Annotated in this window: 23 protein-coding genes; 11 read left to right on the plus strand and 12 right to left on the minus strand. The window is 74.1% G+C overall.

The window, feature by feature from the left end; genetic code table 11:
• Positions 1 to 10 precede the first annotated feature (10 nt).
• Positions 11 to 1,297: a lysine N(6)-hydroxylase/L-ornithine N(5)-oxygenase family protein gene (locus ACGFI1_RS33945; RefSeq protein WP_392791296.1), complete on the plus strand. Its 1,287-nt coding sequence runs from the start codon at positions 11 to 13 to the stop codon at positions 1,295 to 1,297.
• A gap of 20 nt (positions 1,298 to 1,317) precedes the next feature.
• The gene (locus tag ACGFI1_RS33950) at positions 1,318 to 1,515 is read left to right on the plus strand and encodes an MbtH family protein (RefSeq protein ID WP_364550033.1); all 198 of its coding nucleotides are present in this window, start codon (positions 1,318 to 1,320) and stop codon (positions 1,513 to 1,515) included.
• Between the two features lie 57 nt (positions 1,516 to 1,572).
• Here the strand turns inward: ACGFI1_RS33950 and ACGFI1_RS33955 are convergent, their stop codons facing one another.
• The 3 genes from ACGFI1_RS33955 to ACGFI1_RS33965 form a co-directional block, all read right to left on the minus strand.
• Positions 1,573 to 2,436, minus strand: coding sequence for an alpha/beta hydrolase family esterase (locus ACGFI1_RS33955; RefSeq protein ID WP_392791299.1), 864 nt, complete (start codon positions 2,434 to 2,436; stop codon positions 1,573 to 1,575).
• Between the two features lie 99 nt (positions 2,437 to 2,535).
• Positions 2,536 to 3,801, minus strand: a complete 1,266-nt coding sequence (locus ACGFI1_RS33960) for an MFS transporter (RefSeq protein ID WP_387067307.1) — start codon at positions 3,799 to 3,801, stop codon at positions 2,536 to 2,538.
• Between the two features lie 196 nt (positions 3,802 to 3,997).
• Positions 3,998 to 5,680 (minus strand): MFS transporter, encoded by a 1,683-nt coding sequence (locus tag ACGFI1_RS33965; RefSeq protein WP_392791303.1) that lies wholly within the window; start codon positions 5,678 to 5,680, stop codon positions 3,998 to 4,000.
• 289 nt (positions 5,681 to 5,969) lie between these two features.
• On the opposite strand from ACGFI1_RS33965, the gene ACGFI1_RS33970 reads away from it, so the two are divergent.
• Together ACGFI1_RS33970 and ACGFI1_RS33975 are read left to right on the plus strand one after the other, a co-directional pair.
• Positions 5,970 to 7,022 carry a phosphotransferase family protein gene (locus ACGFI1_RS33970; RefSeq protein WP_392738000.1) on the plus strand — a complete coding sequence of 351 codons (1,053 nt, stop codon included), beginning with the start codon at positions 5,970 to 5,972 and terminating at the stop codon, positions 7,020 to 7,022.
• Between the two features lie 135 nt (positions 7,023 to 7,157).
• Positions 7,158 to 8,807 carry a long-chain fatty acid--CoA ligase gene (locus tag ACGFI1_RS33975; protein WP_392791306.1) on the plus strand — a complete coding sequence of 550 codons (1,650 nt, stop codon included), beginning with the start codon at positions 7,158 to 7,160 and terminating at the stop codon, positions 8,805 to 8,807.
• A 59-nt stretch (positions 8,808 to 8,866) separates the two neighbouring features.
• Here the strand turns inward: ACGFI1_RS33975 and ACGFI1_RS33980 are convergent, their stop codons facing one another.
• Entirely contained in the window at positions 8,867 to 9,469 is a 603-nt protein-coding gene (locus tag ACGFI1_RS33980; RefSeq protein ID WP_138638597.1) for a TetR/AcrR family transcriptional regulator, read from the minus strand.
• Positions 9,470 to 9,700: 231 nt separating this feature from the next.
• On the opposite strand from ACGFI1_RS33980, the gene ACGFI1_RS33985 reads away from it, so the two are divergent.
• Genes ACGFI1_RS33985 through ACGFI1_RS34005 form a run of 5 tightly spaced genes read left to right on the plus strand, consistent with a single transcriptional unit; the run spans position 9,701 to position 14,481 of the window.
• Positions 9,701 to 10,480, plus strand: a complete 780-nt coding sequence (locus ACGFI1_RS33985) for an ABC transporter ATP-binding protein (RefSeq protein WP_386866601.1) — start codon at positions 9,701 to 9,703, stop codon at positions 10,478 to 10,480.
• Positions 10,473 to 11,180 (plus strand): ABC transporter ATP-binding protein, encoded by a 708-nt coding sequence (locus ACGFI1_RS33990; RefSeq protein WP_392791310.1) that lies wholly within the window; start codon positions 10,473 to 10,475, stop codon positions 11,178 to 11,180. The genes ACGFI1_RS33985 and ACGFI1_RS33990 overlap by 8 nt, the downstream gene beginning before the upstream one ends.
• On the plus strand, positions 11,180 to 12,058 hold the full coding sequence (locus ACGFI1_RS33995; RefSeq protein ID WP_386866598.1) for a branched-chain amino acid ABC transporter permease: 879 nt from the start codon (positions 11,180 to 11,182) through the stop codon (positions 12,056 to 12,058). The genes ACGFI1_RS33990 and ACGFI1_RS33995 overlap by 1 nt, the downstream gene beginning before the upstream one ends.
• 4 nt (positions 12,059 to 12,062) lie before the next feature.
• Complete coding sequence (locus ACGFI1_RS34000) at positions 12,063 to 13,247, plus strand: branched-chain amino acid ABC transporter permease (RefSeq protein WP_138638593.1); 1,185 nt, start codon at positions 12,063 to 12,065, stop codon at positions 13,245 to 13,247.
• Positions 13,168 to 14,481 carry an ABC transporter substrate-binding protein gene (locus tag ACGFI1_RS34005; RefSeq protein WP_138638592.1) on the plus strand — a complete coding sequence of 438 codons (1,314 nt, stop codon included), beginning with the start codon at positions 13,168 to 13,170 and terminating at the stop codon, positions 14,479 to 14,481. Before ACGFI1_RS34000 ends, ACGFI1_RS34005 begins: the two co-directional genes overlap by 80 nt.
• Positions 14,482 to 14,547: 66 nt before the next feature.
• Here ACGFI1_RS34005 and ACGFI1_RS34010 read toward each other — a convergent pair whose 3' ends face one another.
• From ACGFI1_RS34010 to pfkB, 7 genes are all read right to left on the minus strand, one after another.
• Positions 14,548 to 15,309, minus strand: a complete 762-nt coding sequence (locus ACGFI1_RS34010) for a DeoR/GlpR family DNA-binding transcription regulator (RefSeq protein WP_138638591.1) — start codon at positions 15,307 to 15,309, stop codon at positions 14,548 to 14,550.
• Positions 15,310 to 15,412: 103 nt separating this feature from the next.
• On the minus strand, positions 15,413 to 15,697 hold the full coding sequence (locus tag ACGFI1_RS34015) for an HPr family phosphocarrier protein (RefSeq protein WP_138638590.1): 285 nt from the start codon (positions 15,695 to 15,697) through the stop codon (positions 15,413 to 15,415).
• Between the two features lie 12 nt (positions 15,698 to 15,709).
• Positions 15,710 to 16,750: a zinc-dependent dehydrogenase gene (locus tag ACGFI1_RS34020; protein WP_392738018.1), complete on the minus strand. Its 1,041-nt coding sequence runs from the start codon at positions 16,748 to 16,750 to the stop codon at positions 15,710 to 15,712.
• On the minus strand, positions 16,747 to 17,226 hold the full coding sequence (locus tag ACGFI1_RS34025; RefSeq protein WP_392791313.1) for a PTS sugar transporter subunit IIA: 480 nt from the start codon (positions 17,224 to 17,226) through the stop codon (positions 16,747 to 16,749). Before ACGFI1_RS34025 ends, ACGFI1_RS34020 begins: the two co-directional genes overlap by 4 nt.
• Positions 17,219 to 17,536, minus strand: a complete 318-nt coding sequence (locus tag ACGFI1_RS34030) for a PTS lactose transporter subunit IIB (protein ID WP_138638588.1) — start codon at positions 17,534 to 17,536, stop codon at positions 17,219 to 17,221. The genes ACGFI1_RS34025 and ACGFI1_RS34030 overlap by 8 nt, the downstream gene beginning before the upstream one ends.
• A 15-nt stretch (positions 17,537 to 17,551) precedes the next feature.
• Positions 17,552 to 18,709, minus strand: coding sequence for a mannitol-specific PTS transporter subunit IIC (gene mtlA, locus ACGFI1_RS34035; protein ID WP_386866590.1), 1,158 nt, complete (start codon positions 18,707 to 18,709; stop codon positions 17,552 to 17,554).
• Positions 18,710 to 18,749: 40 nt separating this feature from the next.
• Complete coding sequence (gene pfkB, locus ACGFI1_RS34040; protein WP_392791315.1) at positions 18,750 to 19,676, minus strand: 1-phosphofructokinase; 927 nt, start codon at positions 19,674 to 19,676, stop codon at positions 18,750 to 18,752.
• Between the two features lie 186 nt (positions 19,677 to 19,862).
• On the opposite strand from pfkB, the gene ACGFI1_RS34045 reads away from it, so the two are divergent.
• Together ACGFI1_RS34045 and ACGFI1_RS34050 are read left to right on the plus strand one after the other, a co-directional pair.
• Complete coding sequence (locus ACGFI1_RS34045) at positions 19,863 to 22,010, plus strand: bifunctional phosphatase PAP2/O-acyltransferase family protein (protein WP_392791318.1); 2,148 nt, start codon at positions 19,863 to 19,865, stop codon at positions 22,008 to 22,010.
• Positions 22,010 to 22,897, plus strand: coding sequence for a DMT family transporter (locus ACGFI1_RS34050; protein ID WP_392791321.1), 888 nt, complete (start codon positions 22,010 to 22,012; stop codon positions 22,895 to 22,897). The genes ACGFI1_RS34045 and ACGFI1_RS34050 overlap by 1 nt, the downstream gene beginning before the upstream one ends.
• Positions 22,898 to 22,907: 10 nt before the next feature.
• Here the strand turns inward: ACGFI1_RS34050 and ACGFI1_RS34055 are convergent, their stop codons facing one another.
• Positions 22,908 to 24,086, minus strand: coding sequence for a PucR family transcriptional regulator (locus ACGFI1_RS34055; protein ID WP_301175963.1), 1,179 nt, complete (start codon positions 24,084 to 24,086; stop codon positions 22,908 to 22,910).
• Positions 24,087 to 24,142: the final 56 nt, after the last annotated feature.

A 24,142-nucleotide genomic window follows, 5' to 3' on the forward strand; every position in this document is an offset into this window, starting at 1 on the left:
GGAGGAGCGCATGCAGCCCCGTGTCCACGACGTGGTCGGGATCGGCTTCGGCCCGTCCAACCTCGCCCTCGCCGTCGCGCTCGCCGAGGAGGACGAGCGGCGGGGCGCGGACGGCCCCGGCGTGGACGCGGTGTTCTTCGAGAAGCAGCCGGGGTTCGGCTGGCACCGGGGGATGCTGATCGACGGCGCCACCATGCAGGTCCACTTCCTCAAGGACCTGGTGTCGCTGCGCAACCCCGCGAGCCGGTACTCCTTCCTCGCCTACCTGCACGCCCGCGGCCGGCTGGTCGACTTCGTCAACCACAAGACGATGTTCCCGACCCGGGTGGAGTTCCACGACTACCTCGAATGGACGGCCGCCGCGTTCGCCGACCGCGTCCGCTACGGGACGGAGGTCGTCGCGCTCCGCCCGCGCGACGACGAGGTCCTGGAGGTCGTGGTGCGCCGCGACGACCGGCTGGAGACGCACCTCGCCCGCAACGTGGTCGTCGGCGTCGGGCTCGAACCCGTCCTGCCCGAGGGCGTGCGGGCGGGCGAGCGCGTCTGGCACACCGAGGACCTGCTGACCCGGCTGGGCGAGCGCGAGAGCTGGAACCCGCGCCGGGTCGTCGTGGTCGGCGCGGGGCAGAGCGCCGCCGAGGCCGTCGAGTACCTGCACCGCACCTACCCGCGGACGGAGGTCTGCGCGGTCTTCGCCCGCTACGGGTACTCGCCCGCCGACGACAGCGCGTTCGCCAACCGCATCTTCGACCCCGCGGCCGTCGACCACTACTACGCCGCGCCCGACGACGTGAAGCGGATGCTGTTCGAGTACTCGCGCAACACCAACTACTCGGTCGTCGACCTCGACCTCATCGACGAGCTGTACCGGCGCGCCTACGCCGAGAAGGTCGCGGGCGCCGAGCGGCTGCGCATCCTCAACGCCTCCCGCGTCCTGGACGTCCGGGACGACGGCGGCGCGGTGCGCGTCAGGGTGGGCTTCCTGCCCACCGGCGAGGCCGCCGACCTCGACGCCGACGCCCTCGTCTACGCCACCGGCTACCGCGAGCGCGACCCGTTCGACCTGCTCGGCGAGGCGGGCGGCGACTGCCTCGCCGGCCCCGACGGGCGGCCCGTCGTGGAGCGCGACTACCGCGTCGCCACGGCCCCCGGCCGCTCCTGGGGCGTCTACCTGCAGGGCGCGACCGAGCACACCCACGGGATCGCCTCGTCGCTGCTGTCCATGACCGCGGTCCGCACCGGGGAGATCGTCCGGTCCATCGCCCGGCGCTCGGCCGGCGTCACCCCGGCCGTCTAGAGGAGAGAGAGGAAGGCGCGATGACCAATCCGTTCGACGACCCCGACGGGACGTTCCGCGTCCTCGCCAACGCCGAGGGCCAGCACTCGCTGTGGCCGGCGTTCGCCGACGTCCCGGCCGGCTGGACGACGGTCTTCGGGCCCGACTCCCGGTCGGAGTGCATCGGCTACGTCACGGCCAACTGGAAGGACATCCGCCCGCGGAGCCTGGCCGGCTGACCCGGGGCGGGCGGCGTCCCCCGCGCCGCCCGCCCCTCCGTCCCTGCCCGTGCGCCGTCAGCTCGCGGGCAGGGACGGCCGGGCCGCGAAGAACTCGCCGATCATCCGGCTGGCGTAGGACGGCCACTCGTGCCCGCCGCCCTGCTCTGTGCACAGCGCGACCAGCAGCGGACCGGGCCCGGTGCCGACGCAGCCGTCCGGCCCGCCCGGCACCGGCCACGACAGCGCGGGCAGCTTGTTCACCCAGCGCCAGAACTCCATGACGACCTGCACGGCGAAGAACGGGAAGTGGACGTCGGCGTCCATGTTCCCGCCGCCCGTGTACGGCACGGACGGGTCGAGCGTCCCGTGGAACGCCAGCACCGACACCGGCTTCGCCGGGGTGCAGCCGATGGCGAGGGCGCCCGACACGACGGCGATCCCGGCGAGCCGCTCCGCCCGCTGGCAGGCGTACCGGTAGGCCATGCCGCCGCCGTTGGAGAAGCCGGTCATGAACACCCGGCGCGGATCGGCGACGCCCTGCTTCACCAGCGTCTCGATCAGCTCGTCGAGGAACGACATGTCGTCGATGCCCGCCCAGCGGGCGAACGAGCAGCACGCCCCGGCGTTCCAGGTGCCGAGGAACCCCTCGGGGTAGGCGACGGCGTAGCCCTGGGCGTCGGCGACCGTGTCGAGCCCGCTCTGCCTGCGGACGTACTCGGGGTCGTTCAGCCCGCCGTGCAGCGCGACGATCAGCGGCAGCGGCTTCCCGGCCGGCCGGCCGGGCGGGAGGTGCAGCAGGTAGGGCCGGTTCCAGAAGCCCATGGCGATGGTGTGCTCCGACGTTCCTGGGGCGTCCTCGGAGGCCCCGGCGGGCAGGGGGTGGGCGACGAGCGCGGCGAGCACTGCCACGATCGTCGCCGCCCGCGCGGCGATCTTCATGGCACCCGATCTAACGCTTGGTGCGCGCGCGCCGCTACGCACCCGCGCGCAGAAAGAATCGGCGCTTTTTGGCGCGCGGGTGCGTAGCGGCCGGCCGTGCTACGAGCCGGACCCCGAGCCGGTCTCCGCAGCCTCGGTGATCTCAGCGCCGGGCTCGCCGCGGGCGGCCTCCGCGTCGACCTCGGCCTGGCCGCGCTCGGCCGCCGCGAGGTCGCGGTGCCCGAGGGCGAGGACCCCGATGCCGAGCGCGACCACGCCCGCGCCGATGGCGAACGGGACGTGGATGTTCGTGTGCTCGACGAGCCGCCCCGCCGCGTAGGGCGCGAGGCCGCCGCCGATGAACCGGACGAACCCGTAGGCGGCGGACGCGACGGGCCGCTCCACCGGCGCGATCATCATGACGGCCTGCGTGGTCACCGTGTTGTTCACGCCGATGAAGATCCCGGCGACGATCACCGCGATGACCAGCACCTTCTGCGAGTTCACGAAGACCGCGATCACCGCGACGTTCACCGCGAACAGCGCCAGGTTGCCGTAGAGGGTGCGGGCGAGGCCGAACCTGCGCTGCAGCAGCGGCGCGCCGAACACCGCGAACACCGCGACGAGGAGCCCCCAGCCGGTGAAGACCAGGCCGAGCCTCATCGCGCTCAGCTCCATCGGGAACGGCGCGTACCCGAGGACGGTGAAGAAGCCCCAGTTGTAGCAGAGCGCGGTCAGGCTCATGATCAGCAGGCCGCGGTGCCGGAGCGCCTTGATCGGGTCGGCGATCGAGGTCTTGCGCGCGGGTCTCGGCTGCGGTTCGACGAGCACGACGGTGGCGATCAGCGCGGCGGCCATCAGCGCGGCGACGCCGTAGAACGGGCCGCGCCAGCTGATGTCGCCGAGGACCCCGCCGAGCAGCGGCCCCACGGCGATGCCGAGGCCGAGCGCGGACTCGTAGGCGATGATCGCGCCGCCGAGCCCGCCGCTCGCCGACGCCACGATGACGGCGAGGGAGGTGGCGATGAACAGCGCGTTGCCGAGCCCCCAGCCGGCCCGGAACCCGATGATCCCGGAGATGCTGCCGGACGTCCCGGCGAGGGCGCTGAACACCACGATCAGGGCCAGGCCCGCGACGAGGGTGCGCTTGGCGCCGATGCGGCTGGACACGAAGCCCGTCACCAGCATCGCGACCGCCGTGACCACCAGGTAGCTGGTGAACAGCAGGGTGACCTGGCTGGGGGAGGCGTTCAGGTCCTCGGAGATCGCGGGCAGGATCGGGTCGACGAGCCCGATGCCCATGAACGAGATGACGCAGGCGAACGCGACGGCCCAGACGGCCTTCGGCTGGCGGAACGGGCTCTGCGCGCCCGCCCCGCCCTGCATGGCTGGTTTCATACGCGGCTCTCTGGTGGTCGGTCGGAGTGTGCGGGGGAACCGGATTCCGGTGTATCACCGGCTTATATGTTAGTCAAACTAAGTATCTTGCCGGCCGGCGGCGCGGCCGGAACGCGGCGAGCCCCCGGCCGGGGGGAGGGGCCCGGCCGGGGGCTCGTGTTCCGCGGTGGTCCCGCGGCGGCGGTCACTCCTTCGCGAGCGCCGCCAGCTCCTTCTCGATCGCGCGCTGGTGCGCCTCGGCGTCCTCGCGGGCGCGCTTCGGGCTCCAGCGCCCCGTCATGATGAAGATGAACGGCAGGAAGACCAGCTGGCCGCCCAGGCAGACGTACCACCACGTCCGCCACTGGCCGGGGCCTTCCTCGGACGCCTTCTGTACCTCGGCGCCGTGCTCCTTGAGCACCGCCAGCTGCGGCTGCGCCTTCTGCACGGTGGCGAGGCCGGGCAGGCCGACCTCCTTCGCGGCCCGCGCCTGCAGCTCCGGCGGCGCCTGCCCGGCCGGGTACTTGCCCAGCTCCGCGAACAGCTGCGGATGCTGGTTCACGATGGCCAGCGCCGGTGCCGCCTCCTTGGACGCGGCCTGCACCTCGTGCCCGTGCTCCACCAGCGGCGTCACCGACGTCACCACGAGCGGGACGAACGCCGCCGACCCCGCCACGACGAGCCGCAGGATCCAGCCCCACACGGCGAGCCCGGTCGCGGTCGCCGCCGGGTTGTGCTTCTCGACGGTCTCGGTGAAGCCCGCCATCCACGGCGCGTACGCCAAGCCGCCGAACACGCCGATGGCGATGAACAGCCACGCGAAGGTGTAGTAGCCGGTGTCGGGGTGGACGGCCAGCTGCGCGAAGTAGGCCGTGGCGGCGACCGAGCCGATGCCGCCGACGAGCATCAGCGGCTTGCGGACGCCGAGCCTGTCCGACAGCAGCCCCGCCACCACCAGCGCGACCGCGTTGGCCGCCCAGTACCAGTTCGCGAGCCCGTTGGTGCGCTGCTCGCTGTAGCCGAACGTGGCGGAGAAGTAGATGACGAAGTTGCCGACCGCCGCGTAGTACAGCAGCAGGTAGACGCTGATCGCGAAGGCCGACCCGACGACGTCCAGCCGCATCATCTGCCGCCAGTGGCCCGTCGCCTGCCGCTCGGGGTCGATGCCCTTGGCGCGCGCCTCGATCAGCGCGCGGTCGCGCATGCTCACCATGATCTGGTCGCGCAGCGCCGGGGACAGCTCCCGCAGCCCGAACAGCGCCACGACGAACACCACCAGGGCGGCGTACCCGGAGTAGCGCAGCTCGTCCTGCCAGCTGGAGGTGTCGAGCGTCGCGCTGGTCACCGTCGTGACGACGAGGCTGCCGAGCACCGGGCCCATCGTCCAGAAGCCCATCGCGGTGGCCCGGCCGAGCTGCGGGGAGAAGTCGCGGATGAGCGCCGGGGTCGCGACCAGCACGATGCCCTCGATGAAGCTGAGCAGCGCGAACAGCACCAGGAACGTGTGCTTGCCCGGCGACGAGGGCAGCGCCAGCACCAGCAGGCCGGCGACCAGCAGCCCGTACACGACGAGGTTCGCCCGGCCCCACCGGTCGGCGAGCCCGGCGAGCAGCGAGGCGAACGCGCCGATCGCGTTGCCGATCACCGACAGCAGGATGAAGTACCCGAACGACATCGAGTAGTGCGTCATGATCGACGTCGCGACGGCGTACTGGATGTAGAGCAGGTAGTACAGCACGATCGTGGTGACGACCACGATCGCGAGATAGCCGTAGCGGCGCCCCGTCTCGGGGTAGTGCGGCAGGTCGCGGCGCCACAGCCGGGCGGCGAGGCCCGGCGCGGCGGCGCCCTCGGCGGCGCCGGCGTCGGTGGACGAGGAAACGGGCATTCAGGAACTCCTCCGGGCGCTGTTCTCCCCCGAGAAACCGGTCCCGACCGGCGGCGGAGCGCCGCTCCGCCGTCCGTCGTGCGGTCACGGTAATCCCGCCGCGCTCGAATGGCAATAAGTTGCGCCGTTGAAAACCGACCAGTCGGTATGGTCTTATCTACGTGCGGATACCTGCCCGGGGGCGGCGTGTGCCGGACCCTTGCCATGCCCGCTCGCAGTGCGCGGCCCTCCGGCATCCTGCGCCATACCGACCGGACGGTACAAGGCTTTCGGACGGCGAGGAGAGACCATGCGGGTATTCGAGGAGTCCGATGTCCCCGGGCTGGCGCTGGACCGGTTCGGGGCGTACTTCGAGCGGGTCCGGCCGGGCGCCGCGGCCGGGCCGCTGCGCGCGCGGGTCGTCGACGGCGGGCGGTCCAACCTCACCTACGAGGTGACCGACGGGCGCTCCTCGTGGATCGTCCGGCGGCCGCCGCTCGGGCACGTCCTCGCGACCGCCCACGACATGGCGCGCGAGTACCGGGTGATGACCGCGCTCGCCGGCACCGCCGTGCCCGTCCCGGAGACCTACGCGCTGTGCGAGGACCCGGACGTGATCGGCGCGCCGTTCTACGTCATGGAGATGGTCGAGGGGGTCCCGTACCGGAGCGCCGCCGAGCTCGCGCCGCTCGGGCCGGACCGGGTGGCGCGGATCGCCGACCGGATGATCGACACGCTCGTGGCGCTGCACGCGGTCGACCCGGCGGCGGCCGGCCTCGCCGGCTTCGGCCGCCCCGAGGGGTTCCTCGCCCGCCAGGTGCGGCGCTGGAAGAAGCAGCTCGACGCCTCGCGCAGCCGGGACCTGCCCGCCGCCGACGAGCTGCACGCGCTGCTGGCGGCGGACCCGCCCGCCGGGGCGGCGCCCGCGATCGTGCACGGCGACTACCGGCTCGACAACCTCCTCGTCGACTCCCGCGACCGGATCGCGGCCGTCCTCGACTGGGAGATGGCGACGCTCGGCGACCCGCTGACGGACCTCGCGCTGCTGCTGGTCTACATGGGGCGCGGCGCCCCGGCGCCCGGCGGCCGGGACGCCTCCAGCGCACCCGGCTTCCCCGCGCCGGACGAGGTGGTGGCCCGCTACGCCGCGCGGAGCGGCCGCGACGTGTCCTCGATCGGCTTCTACGTGGCGCTCGCCTGCTTCAAGCTCGCGGTGATCTCCGAGGGCATCCACTACCGGTACCTGCGCGGCCAGACCGTGGGGGAGGGGTTCGGCGCGGTCGGCGCGGCCGTGGAGCCGCTGCTGCGCGCGGGCCTCGCCGCGCTGCGGGACGGCTCCCCGGGCACCGGCCCGCATAAATGATCACGGCGGGCCGCCCGCGCCCCGGGCGTTGACGGCGGCGCACCGCGGAAATTATGGTGAACCGACCGGTCGGTATGTGCGATGTCCATTCCCTTCGCCGGCCGTTCGCCGCCGCGCGTCTTTCGGAGAATTGCCATGATCCCCAGCACGATGCAGGACTTTCCGCTGTCGGTCGCCGCGATCCTGCGGCACGGAGCGCGCGTCTACGGCCGCAGCGAGTGCGTGACCTGGACCGGCGGCGGCCCGCCCCGGCGCGCGACGTTCGCGGAGATCGCCCGCAATGCCGAGCGGCTCGCCGCCGCGCTGGCCCGGCTCGGCGTCCGGCGCGGCGACCGGGTCGCGACGTTCTGCTGGAACAACCAGGAGCACCTGGAGGCGTACTTCGCGGTGCCGGCCATGGGCGCGGTGCTGCACACGCTGAACATCCGGCTGTTCCCCGAGCAGCTCTCGCACATCATCAACCACGCCGACGACCAGGTCGTCATCGTGGACGACACCCTCGTGCCGCTGCTGGCGCGGGTGGTCGGCGAGCTCCCCGCCGTCGAGGCGTTCGTGGTGGTCGGCGACGGCGACGCGTCGGCGCTGGAGGGCAACGGCAACGGCGCGCCCGTCCTGCGCTACCGCGACCTCCTCGATGCCGAGGAGCCCGGCTTCGCGTGGCCGGACCTGGACGAGCGCTCCGCCGCGTCCATGTGCTACACCAGCGGCACCACGGGCGACCCCAAAGGCGTCGTGTACTCGCACCGCTCCACGTTCCTGCACGCGATGGCCGTGCAGTCGGCGTCGATGGTCGGCATCACCGAGGCCGACCGCGTGCTGACCATCGTCCCGATGTTCCACGTCAACGCGTGGGGCCTGCCCTACGGCGCCTTCCTGTCCGGCGCCACCCTCCACATGCCGGGCCCGTTCATGCAGCCCGAGCACCTGGTGAAGTTCATCGAGGCGGAGCGCAGCACGCTCGCGTCCGCCGTGCCCACGATCTGGAACGGCATCCTCGCCCACGGGGAGCGGCACGAGATCGACCTGTCGTCACTGCGCGCGGGGACGTCCGGCGGCGCCGCCGCGCCCCGCGTCCTGCTGGAGCGGTTCGAGCAGCGCTACGGCCTGCGCATCATCCAGGGCTGGGGCATGACCGAGACCAGCCCGCTCGGCGGCATGGCGTTCCCGCCGCCCGGCGTGGAGCCCGGCACCGACGAGGACATGCGGTGGCGGCTGAAGTCCGGCCGCGTCGCCGCCGGCGTCGAGATGCGCATCGTCGGCGACTCCGGCGCCGAGCTGCCGTGGGACGGCGAGGCCGTCGGCGAGATCGAGGTCCGCGGGCCCTGGATCACCGGCGCCTACCACCGCGACCCGGCCCCGCAGAAGTTCGACGGCGGCTGGCTGCGCACCGGCGACATCGGCACCATCGACGACCGCGGCTTCTTCCAGATCACCGACCGCGCCAAGGACGTCATCAAGTCCGGCGGGGAGTGGATCTCCTCGGTCGAGCTGGAGAACCACCTGATGGCCCACCCCGCCGTCGCCGAGGCCGCCGTCATCGGCATCCCCGACCCGCGCTGGGACGAGCGCCCGCTCGCCTGCGTCGTGCTGCGCCCGGACGCCGCCGCGACGGCCGCCGAGCTCGCCGCGTTCCTCGCGGACAAGGTCGCCCGCTGGCAGGTCCCCGAGTACTGGACCTTCATCGACGAGATCCCCAAGACCACCGTGGGCAAGTTCGACAAGAAGCCGCTGCGGGCCCACCACAAGGACGCGACCCTGAAGGTCGAGCAGATCGAGAAGCCCTGAATCCGGGTGGCGCCGCGCCATTACCGAATGGGCTTCGGTATTCGGTTCAGTGAGCGCGGCTAGTTTTTCAGGCCGTTCAGGAACAGGTCCACGTAGTGGTCGCTGATGGCCTCGGTCTCCAGCGTGCCGCCCGGGCGGTACCAGACGCCGATCTGGTGGACGGTCCCGAAGAAGAAGTGGACGGCGATGTCGGCGGGCGTGGCGCTGCGGAACGCGCCCGCCCGCTGGCCCTCCTCGACGAGGTCGCGGAAGCGCTCGTGGTAGCGGCGGCGCTCGGCGCGGACGGCCTCGCGGCGGTCGCGGGGGAGCAGGTGCGTCGAGCGGAAGAAGACCGTGAAGTCGTCCAGGTAGCGGAACGAGGTGTTGAGGACGTCGACGGCGGCGGCGCGCAGCCGCTCCTCGGCGGTGCCGGGGCCGTCGGCGATCTGCTCCAGGCGCGACATCTGCAGGCCGAGGAGGCGGTGGTAGATCTCGTAGAGGAGGTCGTCCTTCGAGCCGAAGTAGTGGTACATCGCGCCCTTGGTGACGCCCGCGGCGTTGACGATCTCCTGGACCGAGGTGTTCTCGAAGCCCTTCTCGGCGAACATGCGCGTCGCCACGGCGAGCAGCCGGTCGGGCAGCGGCAGGTTGCCGGGGATCCGGTTCACGGGCGCCTGCGTCATCACTCCACCTCCGTTCCGGGATGGCCCCGGGATCTCGCGCCGTCCCGGCGGCGGCCGCCCGCAGATCGCCGACAGCCTACCGGCGGCGCGGGCGCGGGGCCGTATCGGGACCTGCGCACCGGCTGTTGACCGGGAGCGCCCGATGATTCTATCTTCATGGAATCCGACCAGTCGGTATGTGCATTTCAGCCTCGGGGGATTCACGCTGTTTCATCGGCGAGGTGAGGCGTTATGTCCGGCTCCTCCGCGAACTTGGAACTACGAGAGGTGACCGTCCGCTTCGCCGGGCTGGTCGCCCTGGACGGTGTGTCCCTCTCCGCGCCGCAGGGCCGGGTCACCGGTGTGATCGGCCCGAACGGCGCGGGCAAGACGACCCTCTTCAACGTCGTGTGCGGGTTCGTCCGGCCGGTGTCGGGGGAGGTGCGCTGGCGCGGCCGGGTCCTCGGCCGGCACCGGCCACATGACCTGACACGGCTCGGCATCGCCCGGACCCTGCAGGGACTCGGGCTCTTCCCCGGGCTGACCGTCCTGGAGAACGTGATGGTCGGCGCCGACCGGCACGCCAGGGCCGGGTTCTGGTCCGGGCTCCTCGCGCTGCCGCGCGGCGACCGCGACGAGGCCGCGCTGCGCGAGCGGGCGATGGCCCGGCTCGCCGAGCTGGGCGTGGAGGGGGAGGCCCACCGGCTGTCCGGGCAGCTGCCCTACGGCGTGCAGAAGCGGGTCGCGCTGGCGCGGGCGCTGGTCGCCGAGCCCGACCTGCTGCTGCTGGACGAGCCCGCCGCCGGGCTGTCGGCGGCGGAGATGGACGAGCTGGCCGAGCTGATCCGCGGGCTGCGCGGCGGCCCGGCGGTCGTGCTCGTCGAGCACCACATGGACCTCGTGATGAGCGTCTGCGACCAGGTCGTGGTGCTGGACTTCGGCAAGGTCATCGCGAGCGGGGCGCCCGCGGAGGTCCGCGACGACCCCGCCGTCCTCGACGCCTACCTCGGCGAGGAGGTCGCGGGTGCTTGAGGTGAAGGGGCTGACCGTCCACTACGGCGCCGTCCGCGCGCTCGGCGGCGTGGACCTGTCGGTGGACGAGGGCTCGGTGACCGCGGTGCTCGGCGCCAACGGCGCCGGGAAGACCACGCTGCTGCGCACGCTCTCCGGGCTCCTGCGGCCGAAGGCGGGCCGCGTCGAGCTGGACGGGACGGACCTCACCCGGCTGCCGGTCGAGGACATCGTCCGGCTCGGGGTCGCGCACGTCCCGCAGAGCGGCGGCGTCATCACCGAGCTGACCGTCGAGGACAACCTGCGGCTCGGCGGGCTGTGGCGGCGGGACCGGGCCGCGCTGGCGCGCCGGGTCGCCGAGATGTACGAGCTGTTCCCGCCGCTCGCCGAGCGCCGGGCGCGGACCGCCGCCACCCTGTCCGGCGGCGAGCGGCAGATGCTCGCGCTGGCCCGGGCGCTCACCGGCGCGCCCCGGCTGCTGCTGGTCGACGAGCCGTCCCTCGGCCTGGCGCCGCGCGTGGTCGCCCAGCTGATGGCCGTGCTGCGCCGGCTGTGCGACGAGGACGGCCGCACCGTCCTGCTCGTCGAGCAGAACGCCCGCAGCGCGCTGTCGGTCGCCGACCGCGCGATCGTCCTGGACCTCGGCGCGGTCGTCGCGGCCGAGCCCGCCGCGACCCTCGCCGCCGACGACCGCCTCCGCCACGCCTACCTGGGGTTCTGATGGTGCGCTTCATCAATCTCACGCTCGCCGGCATCACCTCCGGCATGGTGTTCGCGGCGGTCGCGCTCGCGCTGGTGCTGATCTGGCGGGCCACCCGCGTCGTGAACTTCGCGCAGGGCGGGATGCTGATGTTCACGACGTTCCTCGCCTGGAGCGTCATCGACCACGGCGGCTCCTACTGGCTGGCGCTCGGCGTCGCGCTGGCGTCCGGGCTGGTGCTCGGCGCGGTCATCGAGCGGGTCGTGGTCCGCCCGGTGGAGAACAAGCCGCCGCTGAACGCCGTCATCGTCACGCTCGGCCTGTACGTGCTGCTGCAGGCGGGCGCCGGGATGATCTGGGGCGACACGCCGCACTCCTACCCGCCCGCGTTCACGATCAAGGGGCTGTCGGTGGCCGGGACGCGGCTGCTGCTGTCCCCGTTCGACCTGTTCGTCATCGGCGCCGTCGCCGCGGTGATGGTGCTGCTGACGCTGCTGTTCGTCCGCACCGACCTCGGGCTGCGGCTGCGCGCGTCGGCGTTCGCGCCGGAGATCGCCCGGCTGCAGGGCGTCCGCGTCGGCCGGATGCTGACCCTCGGCTGGGCGCTCGCCGCGCTCGTCGGGTCGCTCGCCGGGGTGCTGATCGCCCCGTCGGTGTTCGTCGGCCCCGCACAGTTCGACGCGATGCTCGTGTTCGGGTTCACCGCGGCGGTCATCGGCGGGCTGGACAGCCCGGTGGGCGCCGTCACCGGCGGGCTGCTGCTCGGCTGCGCGCTCAGCTACGTGTCCGGCTACGTCAGCTCCGACCTGGTCACGTTCGGTGCGCTGGCCGCCCTCATCACCGTCCTGATGGTCAGACCCAACGGCCTGTTCGCCGCGAGCACGGCGAGAAGGGTGTGACGCGGTGGACACCGTCCTGAACCTGCTGCGCCGCTCGACGCTCACCCGGCACACCGCCGGCGCCCTCGCCGGGCTCGCCGCCCTGTACTTCCTGACGACGGCCGTCGGCCCCTACCGGGACCTGCAGATCGCGCAGGTCGCCTACCTCACCTGCGCGGTCGCCGGCCTCACCGTGCTGACCGGGCTCGGCGGGCAGATCTCGCTCGGGCACGGCGCGTTCATGGCCGTCGGCGCCTACACCGCCGCGCTCGTCATCGGGCACTGGGGCTGGCCGCTCGCCGCCGTCCTCGCGGCGGCGGCCGGCGTCACCGCCGTCGCGGGCGTGCTGGTCGGCGCGGTCGCCGCCCGGCTGCACGGCCCCTACCTCGCGGGCGCCACGCTCGCGTTCGCCGTCGGGCTGCCCGGCCTCGCCAACTACGCGCCGCTCACCGACCTGCTCGGCGGGCAGAACGGGCTGACGCTCGTCCCGCCGGTGCCGCCCGAGTCGCTCGGCGCGACGTTCCCGCTGGAGCGCTGGCAGGCGTGGATCTCCTGCCTCGGCGCCGTCATCACGCTGTTCCTGCTCGCCAACCTCACCCGCGGCCGGTTCGGCCGGACGCTGCGGGCCAGCCGCGACGACGAGATCGCCGCCGCGCTCAGCGGCGTCCGCGTCGCCCGGCTGCGGATCGCCGCGACCGTCGTCTCGGCCGCCTGCGCCGGCCTCGGCGGCGGGCTGCTCGCGGTGGTCGCGACGCTGGCCGCGCCCGGCGCGTTCCCGCTCACGCTCTCCCTCCAGCTGATCGCCGCGATCATCATCGGCGGCCTCGGCAGCCTGGCCGGCGCCGTGTGGGGCGCGCTGATCCTGGTGTACGTGCCGACGTGGGCGTCCGACCTGTCGTCCTCGTCCGGCCTGTCGCACAACATCGCCTCCAACCTGCCCCTCGCCGTCTACGGCCTCGTCCTCATCGTGGTGACGCTGGCCTTCCCGCGCGGACTCCAGGGAGGGCTCCGCGGCATCGGCGGCGCCGTCCGGCGCCGCGCGCACGTCAGGCGCGACCGAGCTCCCGGGCCGCGCGGTTCCGCATCGACCGACACATCGGGGCCCACCACCACGCACCCAGGAGGAGCAGATGAAGCGACTGCGGACCAGGGCGCTCGCCGTGATGACCGCGGCGAGCCTGGCGATCGCGGCGAGCGGCTGCGGCGGTGACGGCGGGGACGGCGGCGACTCGGCCGCGCCCGGCGTCACCGCCACCACCGTCACCATCGGCAGCCACCAGCCGCTGACCGGCCCGGCCGCGCCCGGGTACAGCGCCAACTCCGCGGCGTCCAAGGCGTTCTTCGACTACGTCAACGCCAACGGCGGCATCAACGGGCGCAAGATCGTCTACAAGTACGTGGACGACGCCTACAACCCGACGCAGACCGTCAGCGTCACGCAGAAGCTCGTCCTCCAGGACAAGGTCTTCGCGATCTTCAACGGGCTGGGCACCCCCACCCACTCCAAGGTCGTCGACTACCTCAACGCCCAGCGGGTGCCCGACCTGTTCGTCGCCTCCGGCTGCGGCTGCTGGGACGAGCCGCAGAAGCACCCGCAGACGTTCGGCTGGCAGGTCGACTACATCCGCGAGGGCAAGATCCTCGGCGACCACATCAAGAAGACGTTCGCCGGCAAGAAGGTCGCCTACTTCTTCCAGAACGACGACTTCGGCCAGGACGGCGTGAAGGGCCTCGACAAGTACATCCCGAAGGCCGACGTGGTGTCCCGGCAGTCCTACCAGCCGGGCAGCACCGACATCGGCGCGCAGGCCCAGGCGATCGCGCAGTCCAAGGCCGACGTGGTCGTGCTGTTCAGCATCCCCACCTACACCGCGCTGTTCCGGCTAGCCGCACTGAAGCTGAACTACAAGCCGACGTTCGTCGTCAGCAACGTCGGATCCGACCCGATCACCCTCACCGGGCTGCTGGAGAGCTTCGCCAAGAAGGGCGGCGCCGAGGTCAAGGGCAGCCCGCTCATCCAGGGCATGATCACCGACGGGTACCTGGCGGCGCCAGGCGACGCCTCCAACAGCTGGACGCAGCTGTTCAAGAAGATCCACGCCCAGTACATCCCGAAGCTGCCGTTCAACGGCAACATCGTCTACGGGATGTCGGTCGCCTACACCTTCGTGCAGGCGCTGCAGGCGGCCGGGAAGAACCCGACCCGCAAGGCCCTCGTCGAGGCGCTGGAGAAGTCGCACTTCACCGGGCCGGGCGTCGTCCCGTTCGCCTACAGCAAGGAGTCGCACGCCGGGTACACCGGCGCGGTGATCGGCAAGATCCAGGGCGAGAACGTCGTGCCCGAGGGGCAGCCGCTCACCACCGACGACGGCGACGGGCCGATCCAGCCCTACACGACGCCGCAGCCGCAGGCGCCCGCCAACGGGATCCCCGCGGCCGGCTGACGGGTGCCGCCGCCGTCCCGCGCGACCGCCCCACCGGCGCGGGACGGCGGCTCCGGGGGGACCGGCTCAGGCCCGGACGATCTCCGGCCCGGCGGCGGCGAGGTCGGCCGCGAGGTCGGTGTCCAGCCCGGTGTCGGTGATGAGCACGTCGATGTCCGGCAGCCCGCCGAACCGCACCAGGTGGTCGTGCCCGATCTTGGTGCGGTCGGCGAGCAGCACCCGCCGCCGGGACGAGGCGATCATCGCCCGCTTCACCGCCGCCTCCGCCTGGTCGGAGGTGGTCAGCCCGCGCTCGACCGAGCAGCCGTTGGTCGCCATGAACGCCACGTCCACCCACAGGTCGGCGAGCGGGCGCAGCACCCAGTCGTCGACCGTGGCGAGCGTCCGGCCGCGCACCCGGCCGCCCAGGATGATCACGGTCAGGTTGGCGCGGGTGGCCAGCACCGCGGCGTGCGGCGGCGAGTTCACGATCACGGTCAGCTCGCGGTCGGCCGGCAGCAGCTGGACGAACCGGGCCGTGGTCGTGCCCGCGTCCACGATGATCGACCCCTCGGCGGGCAGCTCCGCCAGCGCCGCCTTGGCGATGCGCTGCTTCTCCTCGGTCATCACCGCGTCCCGCGCCGCCAGCTCCGGCTCGAACCCGAGCCGCTCCACCGGCATCGCGCCGCCGTGCACCCGGCGGATCGTCCCGGCCCGCTCCAGGACGGTCAGGTCCCGGCGGATCGTCTCGGTCGTGACGGAGAACTCCTCCGACAGCGCGACCACGTCCACCCGGCCCTTCGAGCGCGCCAGCGCAAGGATCGCCTGCTGCCGTTCCTCCGCGTACATGACCGTCCCACCCGTCCCGCGTCAGTCCCGTCCCGCCCCATTGTGGCGGGTGCGGGCGGTCTCCCGCGCCCGCGCCGGGGCCGCCGCCGGCCCCGGCGCGGGGTCACGCATGGTCGGGCTCCTCGGCGTCCAGGTCGCGGGCCAGCAGGTCCGCCAGCTCGTCCAGGGCCGCGGCGGCGCCGTCGCCCTCGGCCGACAGCGTCACCTCCGTCCCCCGGGCGGCGCCGAGCGACAGCACGCCGAGGATGCTGCTCGCCGGGACGGGGGCGCGGTCGCCGACCCGGATGGACACCCGGACGGGCTGCCGGGCGGCGGTGTGCACGAAGATCTGCGCGGGCCGGGCGTGCAGGCCCTGCGCCGAGGCGATGACGACGCTGCGTTCGGGCATGGCGTGGCTCCTTCAGGGCTCGATCGTGACCTTGATGGCCGCGCCCCGGGTGACCAGGTCCAGGGCGTCGTGCAGCGCGTCCAGCGGGAGCCGGTGGGTGATGAGGTCCTCCACCTGCACCCGCCCGGACCCGATGAGCTCCAGCGCGCGCGCGTTGTGGGCGGGGCTCGACCCGTTCGCGCCGACCAGCGACAGCTCCCGGTAGTGGACGCGGTTGGCGTCGACGGAGATCACCGGGTCGTCCTTCGGCAGCCCGCCGAACAGGCTGACCCGGCCGCCGGGCGCCATCAGCCGCTGCGCCTGCTCCTGCGCGGCGCCGGACGCGGCCGCGGTGATCGCGACGTCGGCGCCGCGCCCCCCGGTGCGCGCGAGGACCTCCGCGACCGGGTCGGCGACGCTCGCGTCGATCGCGGCGTCCGGCTTGACCAGCGCGGCGGCCCGGTCCAGCCGCTCGGCGTTGACCTCGACGAGGAACACCCGGGCGGCGCCGCGGGCCCGCGCGACCCGCACGTGCAGGCAGCCGACCGGGCCGGAGCCGAACACCACGACGTCGTCGCCCTCGCCGACCCGCGCCAGCTCCTGGCCGTTGAGGACGCAGGCGAGCGGCTCGGCCACCGACGCCTCGGCGAACGAGACGCCGTCCGGGATCCGGTTCACCCCGTCCACCGCGAGCACCTTCGCCGGGACGATCATGTACTCGGCGAAGCCGCCGTCGTAGTGGTACCCCATCGACTCCTGCGCGGCGCAGACGGTCCGGCGGCCGCGCCGGCACTCCGCGCAGGTGCCGTCGGGGATCGCGGCGATGACCTGGACGCGGTCGCCCGCCGCCCAGCCCGCGACGCCGGCGCCGGTCTCGGCCACCTCGCCGGCGATCTCGTGCCCCATCACCCGCGGCGGCGCGATGTGGTGGTGCCCGAAGCGGGAGATCTTGACGTCGGTCCCGCAGGTCGAGCAGTTCCGGACGCGGATCTTCAGCTCGCCGGGGCCGGGCGCCGGCTCGGGCGCGTCCTCCAGCCGGATGTCGCCGGGGGCGTAGAAACGGGCGACCTTCATACGGTGTGTCCTTGTCCTGTCGTTCGGTGGTGTTCTGCCTGCGGTGCGAGCAGCGCGAGGACCTGCTCGGGCTCGGCCGCCTCGCGCAGCGCGCGGGCCCGGCCGGGGTCCATGAGGATCTCGGCCAGCTCGGCGAGGATCTCCATGTGCCCGCCGCCCCGCGCGGCGATCGCGATGCACACGGTCACCGTGTCGCCGTTCCAGTCGGTCCCCTCGGGGAACCGGACGACGGCGAGGGCGTCGCGGTGGATGAGGCCGCGCCCCGCGTTCGTGCCGTGCGGGATGGCCACGCCCTCGCCGAGGTAGGTGGAGATCGAGCGCTCCCGCTCCAGCATCGCCTCGACGTAGCCGGACTCGACGGCCCCGGTCTCCACCAGGACCCGCCCGCAGACGCGGACGGCCTCGTCGCGGCCCGCGGCGCGGGCGTCCAGCCGGATCGCCTCGGGTGCCAGCAGGGCCGCGGCCCGGTCAGGCACCGACCTCACCGCCGTCCTTGATCGCCTTGACGAGCCGGTCCACGGCGGGGTCGCCGATGTAGACCTCGAAGGTGACGACCGGGGCGTCCCCGGCGCCGCGCCGGGCGCGGTCGGCGAGCCCGGCGTGGGTGACGACCACGTCGGCGTCGCCGGGGATCGCGTCGACGGGCGTGTGCTCGACGGTCACGTCGCTCTTCTTCAGCGCCTTGCGCAGCTGCCCGGCGAGCATGACGCTGCTGCCCATTCCGGCGTCGCAGGCGATGACGAGTTTGCGGATGTCCTTGCCGTTCATGGTGGGTGTGCCTTCCATCGGACGTGGTGGTGGTCAGGACGCGGCCGCCTCCTTGGCGGTCCCTCCCGCGGCCTTGTTCTCGGCCGTCTTCTGCTCGGCCTCTCTGAGCTCGTCCTCGGCGCCGTCCTCCTTGGGCTCGGCGAGCCTGCCGAAGCCGAGCAGGGCGGCGCCGACGCCGAAGGACACGGCCGCCGACGCGAGCATGCCGGTGTAGACGCCGATCCAGTTGCCGACGCCGCGCGGCGTCTGCGCGAGGTAGGCGAAGATGCTGCCGGGGGAGGGCGTCGCGACGAGCCCGGTGCCGGTCGCCACGAAGATCGCCACGCCGGTCATGCCGCCCGCCATCGCGGCGAGGATCATCCGCGGCTTCATCAGGATGTAGGGGAAGTAGATCTCGTGGATGCCGCCGAAGAAGTGGATGATGGCGGCCGCCGGGACGCTCGGCCGCAGCCGCCGCGGCCCGAAGAACCAGTAGGCGAGCAGGACGCCGAGGCCGGGCCCGGGGTTGGACTCCAGCATGAACAGCACCGACTTGCCGGTCTCGGCGGCCTGCTGCACGCCGAGCGGGCCGAGCACGCCGTGGTTGACGGCGTTGTTCAGGAACAGCACCTTCGCGGGCTCGATCAGCAGGGAGGTGAGCGGCAGCACGTCGTGGTCGACGAGCCAGCTCACCCCGTCCCCGGCCCACTCGCTGAAGGTGTTCATGACCGGGCCGATCACCCGGTGGCCGGCGACCGCCATGGCGCCGCCGATGATCCCGGCGGAGAAATTGTCGACGAGCATCTCGAACCCGGTGCGGACCCGGTCCTGGACGAGCCCGTCGAACAGCTTCAGCAGGTACGCGGCGAGCGGACCCATGATCATCGCGCCGAGGAACATCGGCACGTCCGCGCCGACGACGATGCCGACGGTCGCGACGGCGCCGACCACCGCGCCGCGCTGGCCGTGCACCATCCGCCCGCCGGTGTAGCCGATCAGCAGCGGCAGCAGGAACTTGATCATCGGGTCGACGAGCTCGCCCAGCTCCTTGTTGGGCAGCCAGCCGGTGGGGATGAACAACGCGGTGATCAGACCCCAGGCGATGAACGCGCCGATGTTCGGCATGACCATCCCGGCCATCTTGCCGCCGACGCGCTGGACGTGCGCCCGGAACCCGGTGCCGGTGGGCTCCGGGGTGTACGTGGTGGCCATCTCGGGCCTCCTGTCGATCGGGGGTGGGTACTGAGATCCGTCAGGTGAGCAGGGGCCGGGCGAGGTCCGGCCGGGGGTGGATGCGCACGGTGTCGCGGTGGATCTCCGCCGGGCCCGGCATGCGGCCGGCCGGCGTCCGCACGGCCGCCGCGCCCCAGGCGAGCGCCTCGGCGAGCGCGGCCGGCCCGCGGGCCCCGGCCGCCAGGAACCCGGCGAGGAGGGCGTCGCCGGCGCCGACCGTGCCGAGCGGGTGGGCGACGGGCGCCTCGCCGGTGCGGACGCCGTCGTCGTCGACGAGCACGGCGCCCTCCGCGCCGAGGCTGACCAGGACGGTGCGGGCCCCCCGCGCCCGCAGCTCGCCGGCCGCCTCGACGACGTCGGCGACGGTGTCGACCGCGCCGCCGACCGCCTCGGCGAGCTCCTCCCGGTTCGGCTTGATCAGGTCGGGCCCGGCGGCGACGGCCGCGCGCAGCGCCGCGCCGCTGGAGTCGACCGCGACGCGGATGCCGTCCGGGGCGAACCGGCGGCACAGCGCGGCGTAGGTGTCGTCCGGGACGCCGGGCGGGAGGCTGCCGCAGCCCACCACCCAGCTCGCCGCGCCCGCCTCGGCGGCGACCACCGCGGCGAGCTCGTCCAGCTCGCCGCGCGACAGCGGGCCGCCCGGCTCGTTGAGCTTGGTGTCGACGCCGCCGGGCTCGGCGATCGTCACGTTGGACCGGGTGCGGCCCGCGACGCGGACGGCGCGGACCCGCATGCCCTCGGCGGCCAGCAGCCGGTGCAGCTGGTCGCCGTCGCCGCCGCCCACGGCGACCACGGCGGTCGAGGCGACCCCGTTGGCGAGCAGCGCCCGGGACACGTTGACCCCCTTGCCGCCCGGGTCCAGCCGCGCGGACCGGGCCCGGATGACCGCGCCGCGGGTCAGCACGTCCACCTCGATCGTCCGGTCGAGGCTCGGATTGAGCGTCACCGTCACGATCATGCGCGCGCCGTTCCGCGGACCATGTGGGTTCCCTTCCGTTTGATTTTGTTTCCCTTGTATTTATGCCCGTTTGGCGCCGTAGTCAAGGGGGTGAGTCCGCGCATGGTCGTTCAATCCGATCGTGGGGAGGATGATCGGAGGGGGTGCAGCGATGCGCGTGGCGGGAGTGTCGCCGTGAACCGGGGCGGGCCGCCCGGCCCGGCCGGGCGGGAGGCCGCGGGCGAGGACGCGGGACGGGCCGCGTCGGCCGCGCGGGAGATCGCCACCGCGCTCGCCGTCCTGGTCGTCTACCTGGTCTTCACCCACGCCTTCAGCGGGGACCGCGCGGTCAGCGACGCGCACGGGCGCGCCCTGCTGGAGTTCGAGCGGTGGGCGGGGCTGGACGCCGAGCGCCCGCTGAACGAGTTCCTCACCCGGCACGGATGGCTGGGCGCGGTCGCCGCGTGGGAGTACGCGACGACGTACGTGGTCGGCACCTTCGGGTTCCTGGCCTGGCTGTGGTGGCGCCGCAGCCCCGCCTACCCCTGGGCGCGCAACACGCTGATCCTGGTGACGCTGATCGCGATCTGCTGCTTCGCCCTGTGGCCGGCGACGCCGCCGAGGCTGCTGCCGGGCGAGGGGTACACCGACGTCATCGCGCTGCACCATCCGCCCGCCACCTGGGGCACCGGGGTCGTGTCCGCGGGCGCCAACCCGTACGCGGCCATGCCGAGCCTGCACATCGGCTGGGTCGCGTGGATCGGTGCGGCGGCCCTGCGCGCCCGGTGCGGCCGGTTCTTCACCTGGCTCTGCGCCCTGCACCTCGCCGTGACCGCCCTGGTGATCGTCGCGACCTCCGCCCACTACGTCGTGGACATCCCGGGCGGGCTGCTGCTCGTCCCCGCCGCCGCGGCCGCCGAGGCCGTGCGGGCCCGGCTCGTTCAGGGGCGGCTCGTTCAGGGGCGGCTCGTTCAGGACCGGCTCGTGCGGGGGCGCGGCCCGGCGGGGCGCGGCCCGGGTCGCCGGGAGCAGCGGGTGGCCGCCGCCGACGCGTTCTTCCTGCACGTCGAGAGCCGGGACGTCCCGCAGGTGGTGGGCGGGGTCGCCGAGTTCGCCGGCCCCGGGCCGCCCGCCGAGCGGGTGCGCGCGCTGCTCGCCGAGCGGCTGCCCGGGATGCCGCGCCTCACCCAGCGGGTCCGCCCCGGCGGCGCGCTGCGGCGGCCGCGCTGGGTCGAGGCCGGCGCCGTCGACCTGCGCCGGCACGTCCAGGAGGTGCGGCTGCCGGCCGGCGGGGGCCGCGGCGCGCTGGACGGCCTCGTCGCCCGCCTCGTCGCCGAGCCGCTGGACCACGGGCGCCCGCTGTGGCGGTTCTGCCTCGTCCGCCGCGGCCCGGACGCCCCCGACGCCGTCGTGATCCTCTTCCACCACGCCATCGCGGACGGCATCGGCGTCGTCGACATCCTGCGCGGCATCCTGGAGCCCGCCCTGCCGGAGGCGGCCCCGGCGCGCGGCCCCGGCGGGCTCGCGCGCGCCGCCGCCGTCCTGCCCGGCCTGGTCCTGCTCGGCCTGGACGGGACCGCGCGGACCATCGCCGTCACCGGGCCGCTCGGCCCCGAGCGCGTCTTCGGCACCGCCACGCTGCCGCTCGGCCGGGTGCGCGCGGTCGCCCGCGCCGCCGGCGTCCGGATCACCGACGTGCTCCTCGCGCTGGTCGGCGAGGTCGTCGCGGACGTGCTGGCGGCGCGCGGCGCACCGGCGGGCGGCCGGCCGCTGCGCGCCGCCGTGCCGATGACGCTGCGCGCCCCCGAGCCCCCCGGCCTCGGCCGCACCGCCGTGCCCGGCAACCTCACCGCCGCGCTCCGGCTCGACGTGCCCCTCGGGCGGATGCCCGTCCTCGACCGGCTCGCCGCGGTCCACGCGGCGGCCGAGCCGCGCCGCAGGTCCGGCCGCACCGCCGCGAGCACCGCCGCGATGCGGCTGATGGGCGCGCTGCCCCCGCCGCTGCACGCGCGCGCTGCCCGCGGTACCTACCGTGCGGGGTTCTTCGGTGGGATCGTTTCGAACATGCCGGGACCGCCGCTGCCGATGTCGCTCGCGGGCGCGCCGCTCGGCGACGTCCACCCGATCCTGCCGCTCGCCGACGGCGTCCCGTTCGCGGTGGGCGCGCTGAGCTGGAACGGGGCCCTGCACATCTCGGACACCGCCGAGCCGCGGGTGCTCCCCGAGGCGGCCGCGTTCCCGGACGGCCTCCTGCGGGCGTTCGAGCGGCTGGCCGCCGCCGCCGGCGCGGGCGGCGGCGCCGGCAGCGGCGCGGGCAGCGAGGCGCAGAGCGGGACGGCGTGATGGCGTGGTCCGTCGGCTTCAGCCTCGTCGCCGCGTTCCTGTTCGCCGCCGCCGCCGCGCTGCAGTACCGGGCCGCCCGCCGCGCCGTGCACGGCGGCTCGGACGCGAGCGCCGCGCACGGCCTGATCCGCCGGCTGGTCCGGGACCCGGTGTGGCTGACCGGGTGGGGCGTGAACCTGGCGGGCTTCTGCACGCAGGCGGTCGCCCTGCACTTCGGCTCCACCGCCATCGTCCAGCCGCTGCTGGTCACCCAGCTCGTCTTCACCATCGTGCTCGGCACGGTCGGCACCGGGCGCCGCCCCGCGCGGCTGGACCTGCTCGGCGGCCTCGCCGTGTCGGCCGGCCTCGCGGCGCTGTTCACGGTGCCGGGCGCGATCCCGCCGGAGGGCGAGCCGTCCCGGCCGCGGATCCTGCTCGCCGGGCTGATCGCGGCGCCGGCGGTCGTCGTGCTGTCCCGCGCGGCGTGGCTGCGCGCGGGCCCGGTCCGGGCCGCGCTGCTCGGGGTCTGCGCCGGGCTGTGCTTCGCCGCCACCGCCGTGCTGATCAAGCTCACCACCGCCGACCTCGTCGACCGCGGCGTGGCCGCCACGGCGGTGGACTGGCCCGGCTACGCGCTCGCGGGCAGCACGCTGCTCGGGCTCGTGCTGGAGCAGCGGGCGTTCGCCGCCGGGTCGCTGCCCGCCGCGATGACCGCGATGACGATGACCAACCCGATCGCCTCCTACCTGGTCGCCGCGCTGGCGTTCGAGACGCTGCCGCCCCGCACCGCGGCCGCGTTCACCGCCGTCTCCCTCAGCGTCCTGCTGCTCACCTGCGGGGTGGCGCTGCTGTCGCGGTCCGCGCACGCCGGCGGCGGCCGCGACGACCCCCCGAGCCTCCCGGCGTAGCGCCGGCCGGTCAGGCGGTGGCGGCGGCGCGGCCGCTGCGCACCAGCCAGCTCAGCATCAGCATGAGGTCGAGGCGCCCGTCGGTCTCGGCGAACCGCCCGCCGGTCAGCTCGGTGATGCGGCGCAGCCGGTACCGGACGGTCTGCTCGTGGATGTGCAGCCGCTCCGCCGCGATCACCGCGTTGTCGCCGCACTCCAGGTAGGTCAGCAGCGTCTCGGCGAGCGGCTGCCGGCGGGCCGGGGCGAGCTCCAGCAGCGGCCCGAGGACGGCCCCGGCGGTCGCGCCGACCAGTTCGTCCGCGGCGAAGGCGGCCAGCGCCGCGATGTGGTCCGCGCACCGGACCGGGGCGTCGCCGGGCAGCATGCCGCGCTCGGCCAGCGTCAGCGCGTGCCGGGCCCAGCGCAGCGACACCGCGCCCTGCCCGAGCGGCACGGTCGGGCCGATCGCGGCCGTGCCGAGCCGGCGCAGCACCGGCCACAGCCGCTCCTGGCCGGGGCCCTCCGGGTCGGGCACCACGAGGAACGGGACCGGCGCGTCCCACCCGGCCAGCACACCGGGCGGCAGGATCCGGGCGCCGGCGGGCGCGCCGGCCGGCAGCGCGATCAGCGCGATGCTCTTCGGCGGGTCCCAGCGGGCCGCCGCCGCCAGCTCGGCGATCGCCTCCGGCGCGGGCGGCGGCTCGCTCACCAGCAGGTCCCGCAGCCGGTCGCGGCGGCGCTCCCGCTCGGTCGCCAGCTGGCCCTGCTGGCGCGCGTAGCCCTGCGCGGCGGCGTCGGCGACCCGCGCGAGCAGCATGAACAGCGAGTCGGTCAGCCGGCTCAGCGTCTCCCGCGACCAGCCGAGCCGGTAGGCGTCCTTGATGAAGCGGCGGCAGGCGACCTGGCTGCTCACCCGCATCGCGTTCTGCAGCGCGGCGAGGCTGCGGCCCTGCCGGGCCTCCTCCTCGCCGAGCCGCATGTACAGCTCGGTCAGGGTGCGCGCGTCGGCGTCCGGGTGGTCGACGGAGTCGATGAAGAACGCGACGGTGTCGCCGACCGTCCGCTCCACGCGCTTGGCGTACTCGCCGCCGTCGTCGCCCGCGTACTCGGGGACCTGGTCGCGGATCTCCCGCTCCATCTCGTCCACGGCGGCCTGGAGGTGCTGCCGCAGCATCTCCGGCAGCTCGGCGGGCATCGGCCCTTCTGTCATCCGCGGTTCCGTTCGGCGGGTTCGGGGGCGGGACGGATCGGCCTCACCCTAAGCAA

The sequence above is a fragment of the Actinomadura geliboluensis genome (assembly GCF_043197915.1).
GTDB lineage: Bacteria > Actinomycetota > Actinomycetes > Streptosporangiales > Streptosporangiaceae > Spirillospora > Spirillospora geliboluensis.

What these genes read in the sequence shown, in the direction of transcription:
- ACGFI1_RS34005 (WP_138638592.1), top strand. Translation starts at nt 13,168, where the DNA reads ATGAAGCGACTGCGGACCAGGGCGCTCGCCGTGATGACCGCGGCGAGC.
- ACGFI1_RS33995 (WP_386866598.1), top strand. Translation starts at nt 11,180, where the DNA reads ATGGTGCGCTTCATCAATCTCACGCTCGCCGGCATCACCTCCGGCATG.
- mtlA (WP_386866590.1), bottom strand. Translation starts at nt 18,709, where the DNA reads ATGGCCACCACGTACACCCCGGAGCCCACCGGCACCGGGTTCCGGGCG.
- ACGFI1_RS33965 (WP_392791303.1), bottom strand. Translation starts at nt 5,680, where the DNA reads ATGCCCGTTTCCTCGTCCACCGACGCCGGCGCCGCCGAGGGCGCCGCC.
- ACGFI1_RS33985 (WP_386866601.1), top strand. Translation starts at nt 9,701, where the DNA reads ATGTCCGGCTCCTCCGCGAACTTGGAACTACGAGAGGTGACCGTCCGC.
- ACGFI1_RS34015 (WP_138638590.1), bottom strand. Translation starts at nt 15,697, where the DNA reads ATGCCCGAACGCAGCGTCGTCATCGCCTCGGCGCAGGGCCTGCACGCC.
- ACGFI1_RS33950 (WP_364550033.1), top strand. Translation starts at nt 1,318, where the DNA reads ATGACCAATCCGTTCGACGACCCCGACGGGACGTTCCGCGTCCTCGCC.
- ACGFI1_RS33980 (WP_138638597.1), bottom strand. Translation starts at nt 9,469, where the DNA reads ATGACGCAGGCGCCCGTGAACCGGATCCCCGGCAACCTGCCGCTGCCC.
- ACGFI1_RS33945 (WP_392791296.1), top strand. Translation starts at nt 11, where the DNA reads ATGCAGCCCCGTGTCCACGACGTGGTCGGGATCGGCTTCGGCCCGTCC.
- ACGFI1_RS33955 (WP_392791299.1), bottom strand. Translation starts at nt 2,436, where the DNA reads ATGAAGATCGCCGCGCGGGCGGCGACGATCGTGGCAGTGCTCGCCGCG.
- ACGFI1_RS34020 (WP_392738018.1), bottom strand. Translation starts at nt 16,750, where the DNA reads ATGAAGGTCGCCCGTTTCTACGCCCCCGGCGACATCCGGCTGGAGGAC.
- ACGFI1_RS33970 (WP_392738000.1), top strand. Translation starts at nt 5,970, where the DNA reads ATGCGGGTATTCGAGGAGTCCGATGTCCCCGGGCTGGCGCTGGACCGG.
- ACGFI1_RS33960 (WP_387067307.1), bottom strand. Translation starts at nt 3,801, where the DNA reads ATGCAGGGCGGGGCGGGCGCGCAGAGCCCGTTCCGCCAGCCGAAGGCC.
- ACGFI1_RS34050 (WP_392791321.1), top strand. Translation starts at nt 22,010, where the DNA reads ATGGCGTGGTCCGTCGGCTTCAGCCTCGTCGCCGCGTTCCTGTTCGCC.
- ACGFI1_RS34010 (WP_138638591.1), bottom strand. Translation starts at nt 15,309, where the DNA reads ATGTACGCGGAGGAACGGCAGCAGGCGATCCTTGCGCTGGCGCGCTCG.
- ACGFI1_RS34030 (WP_138638588.1), bottom strand. Translation starts at nt 17,536, where the DNA reads ATGGAAGGCACACCCACCATGAACGGCAAGGACATCCGCAAACTCGTC.
- ACGFI1_RS33975 (WP_392791306.1), top strand. Translation starts at nt 7,158, where the DNA reads ATGATCCCCAGCACGATGCAGGACTTTCCGCTGTCGGTCGCCGCGATC.
- ACGFI1_RS34055 (WP_301175963.1), bottom strand. Translation starts at nt 24,086, where the DNA reads ATGACAGAAGGGCCGATGCCCGCCGAGCTGCCGGAGATGCTGCGGCAG.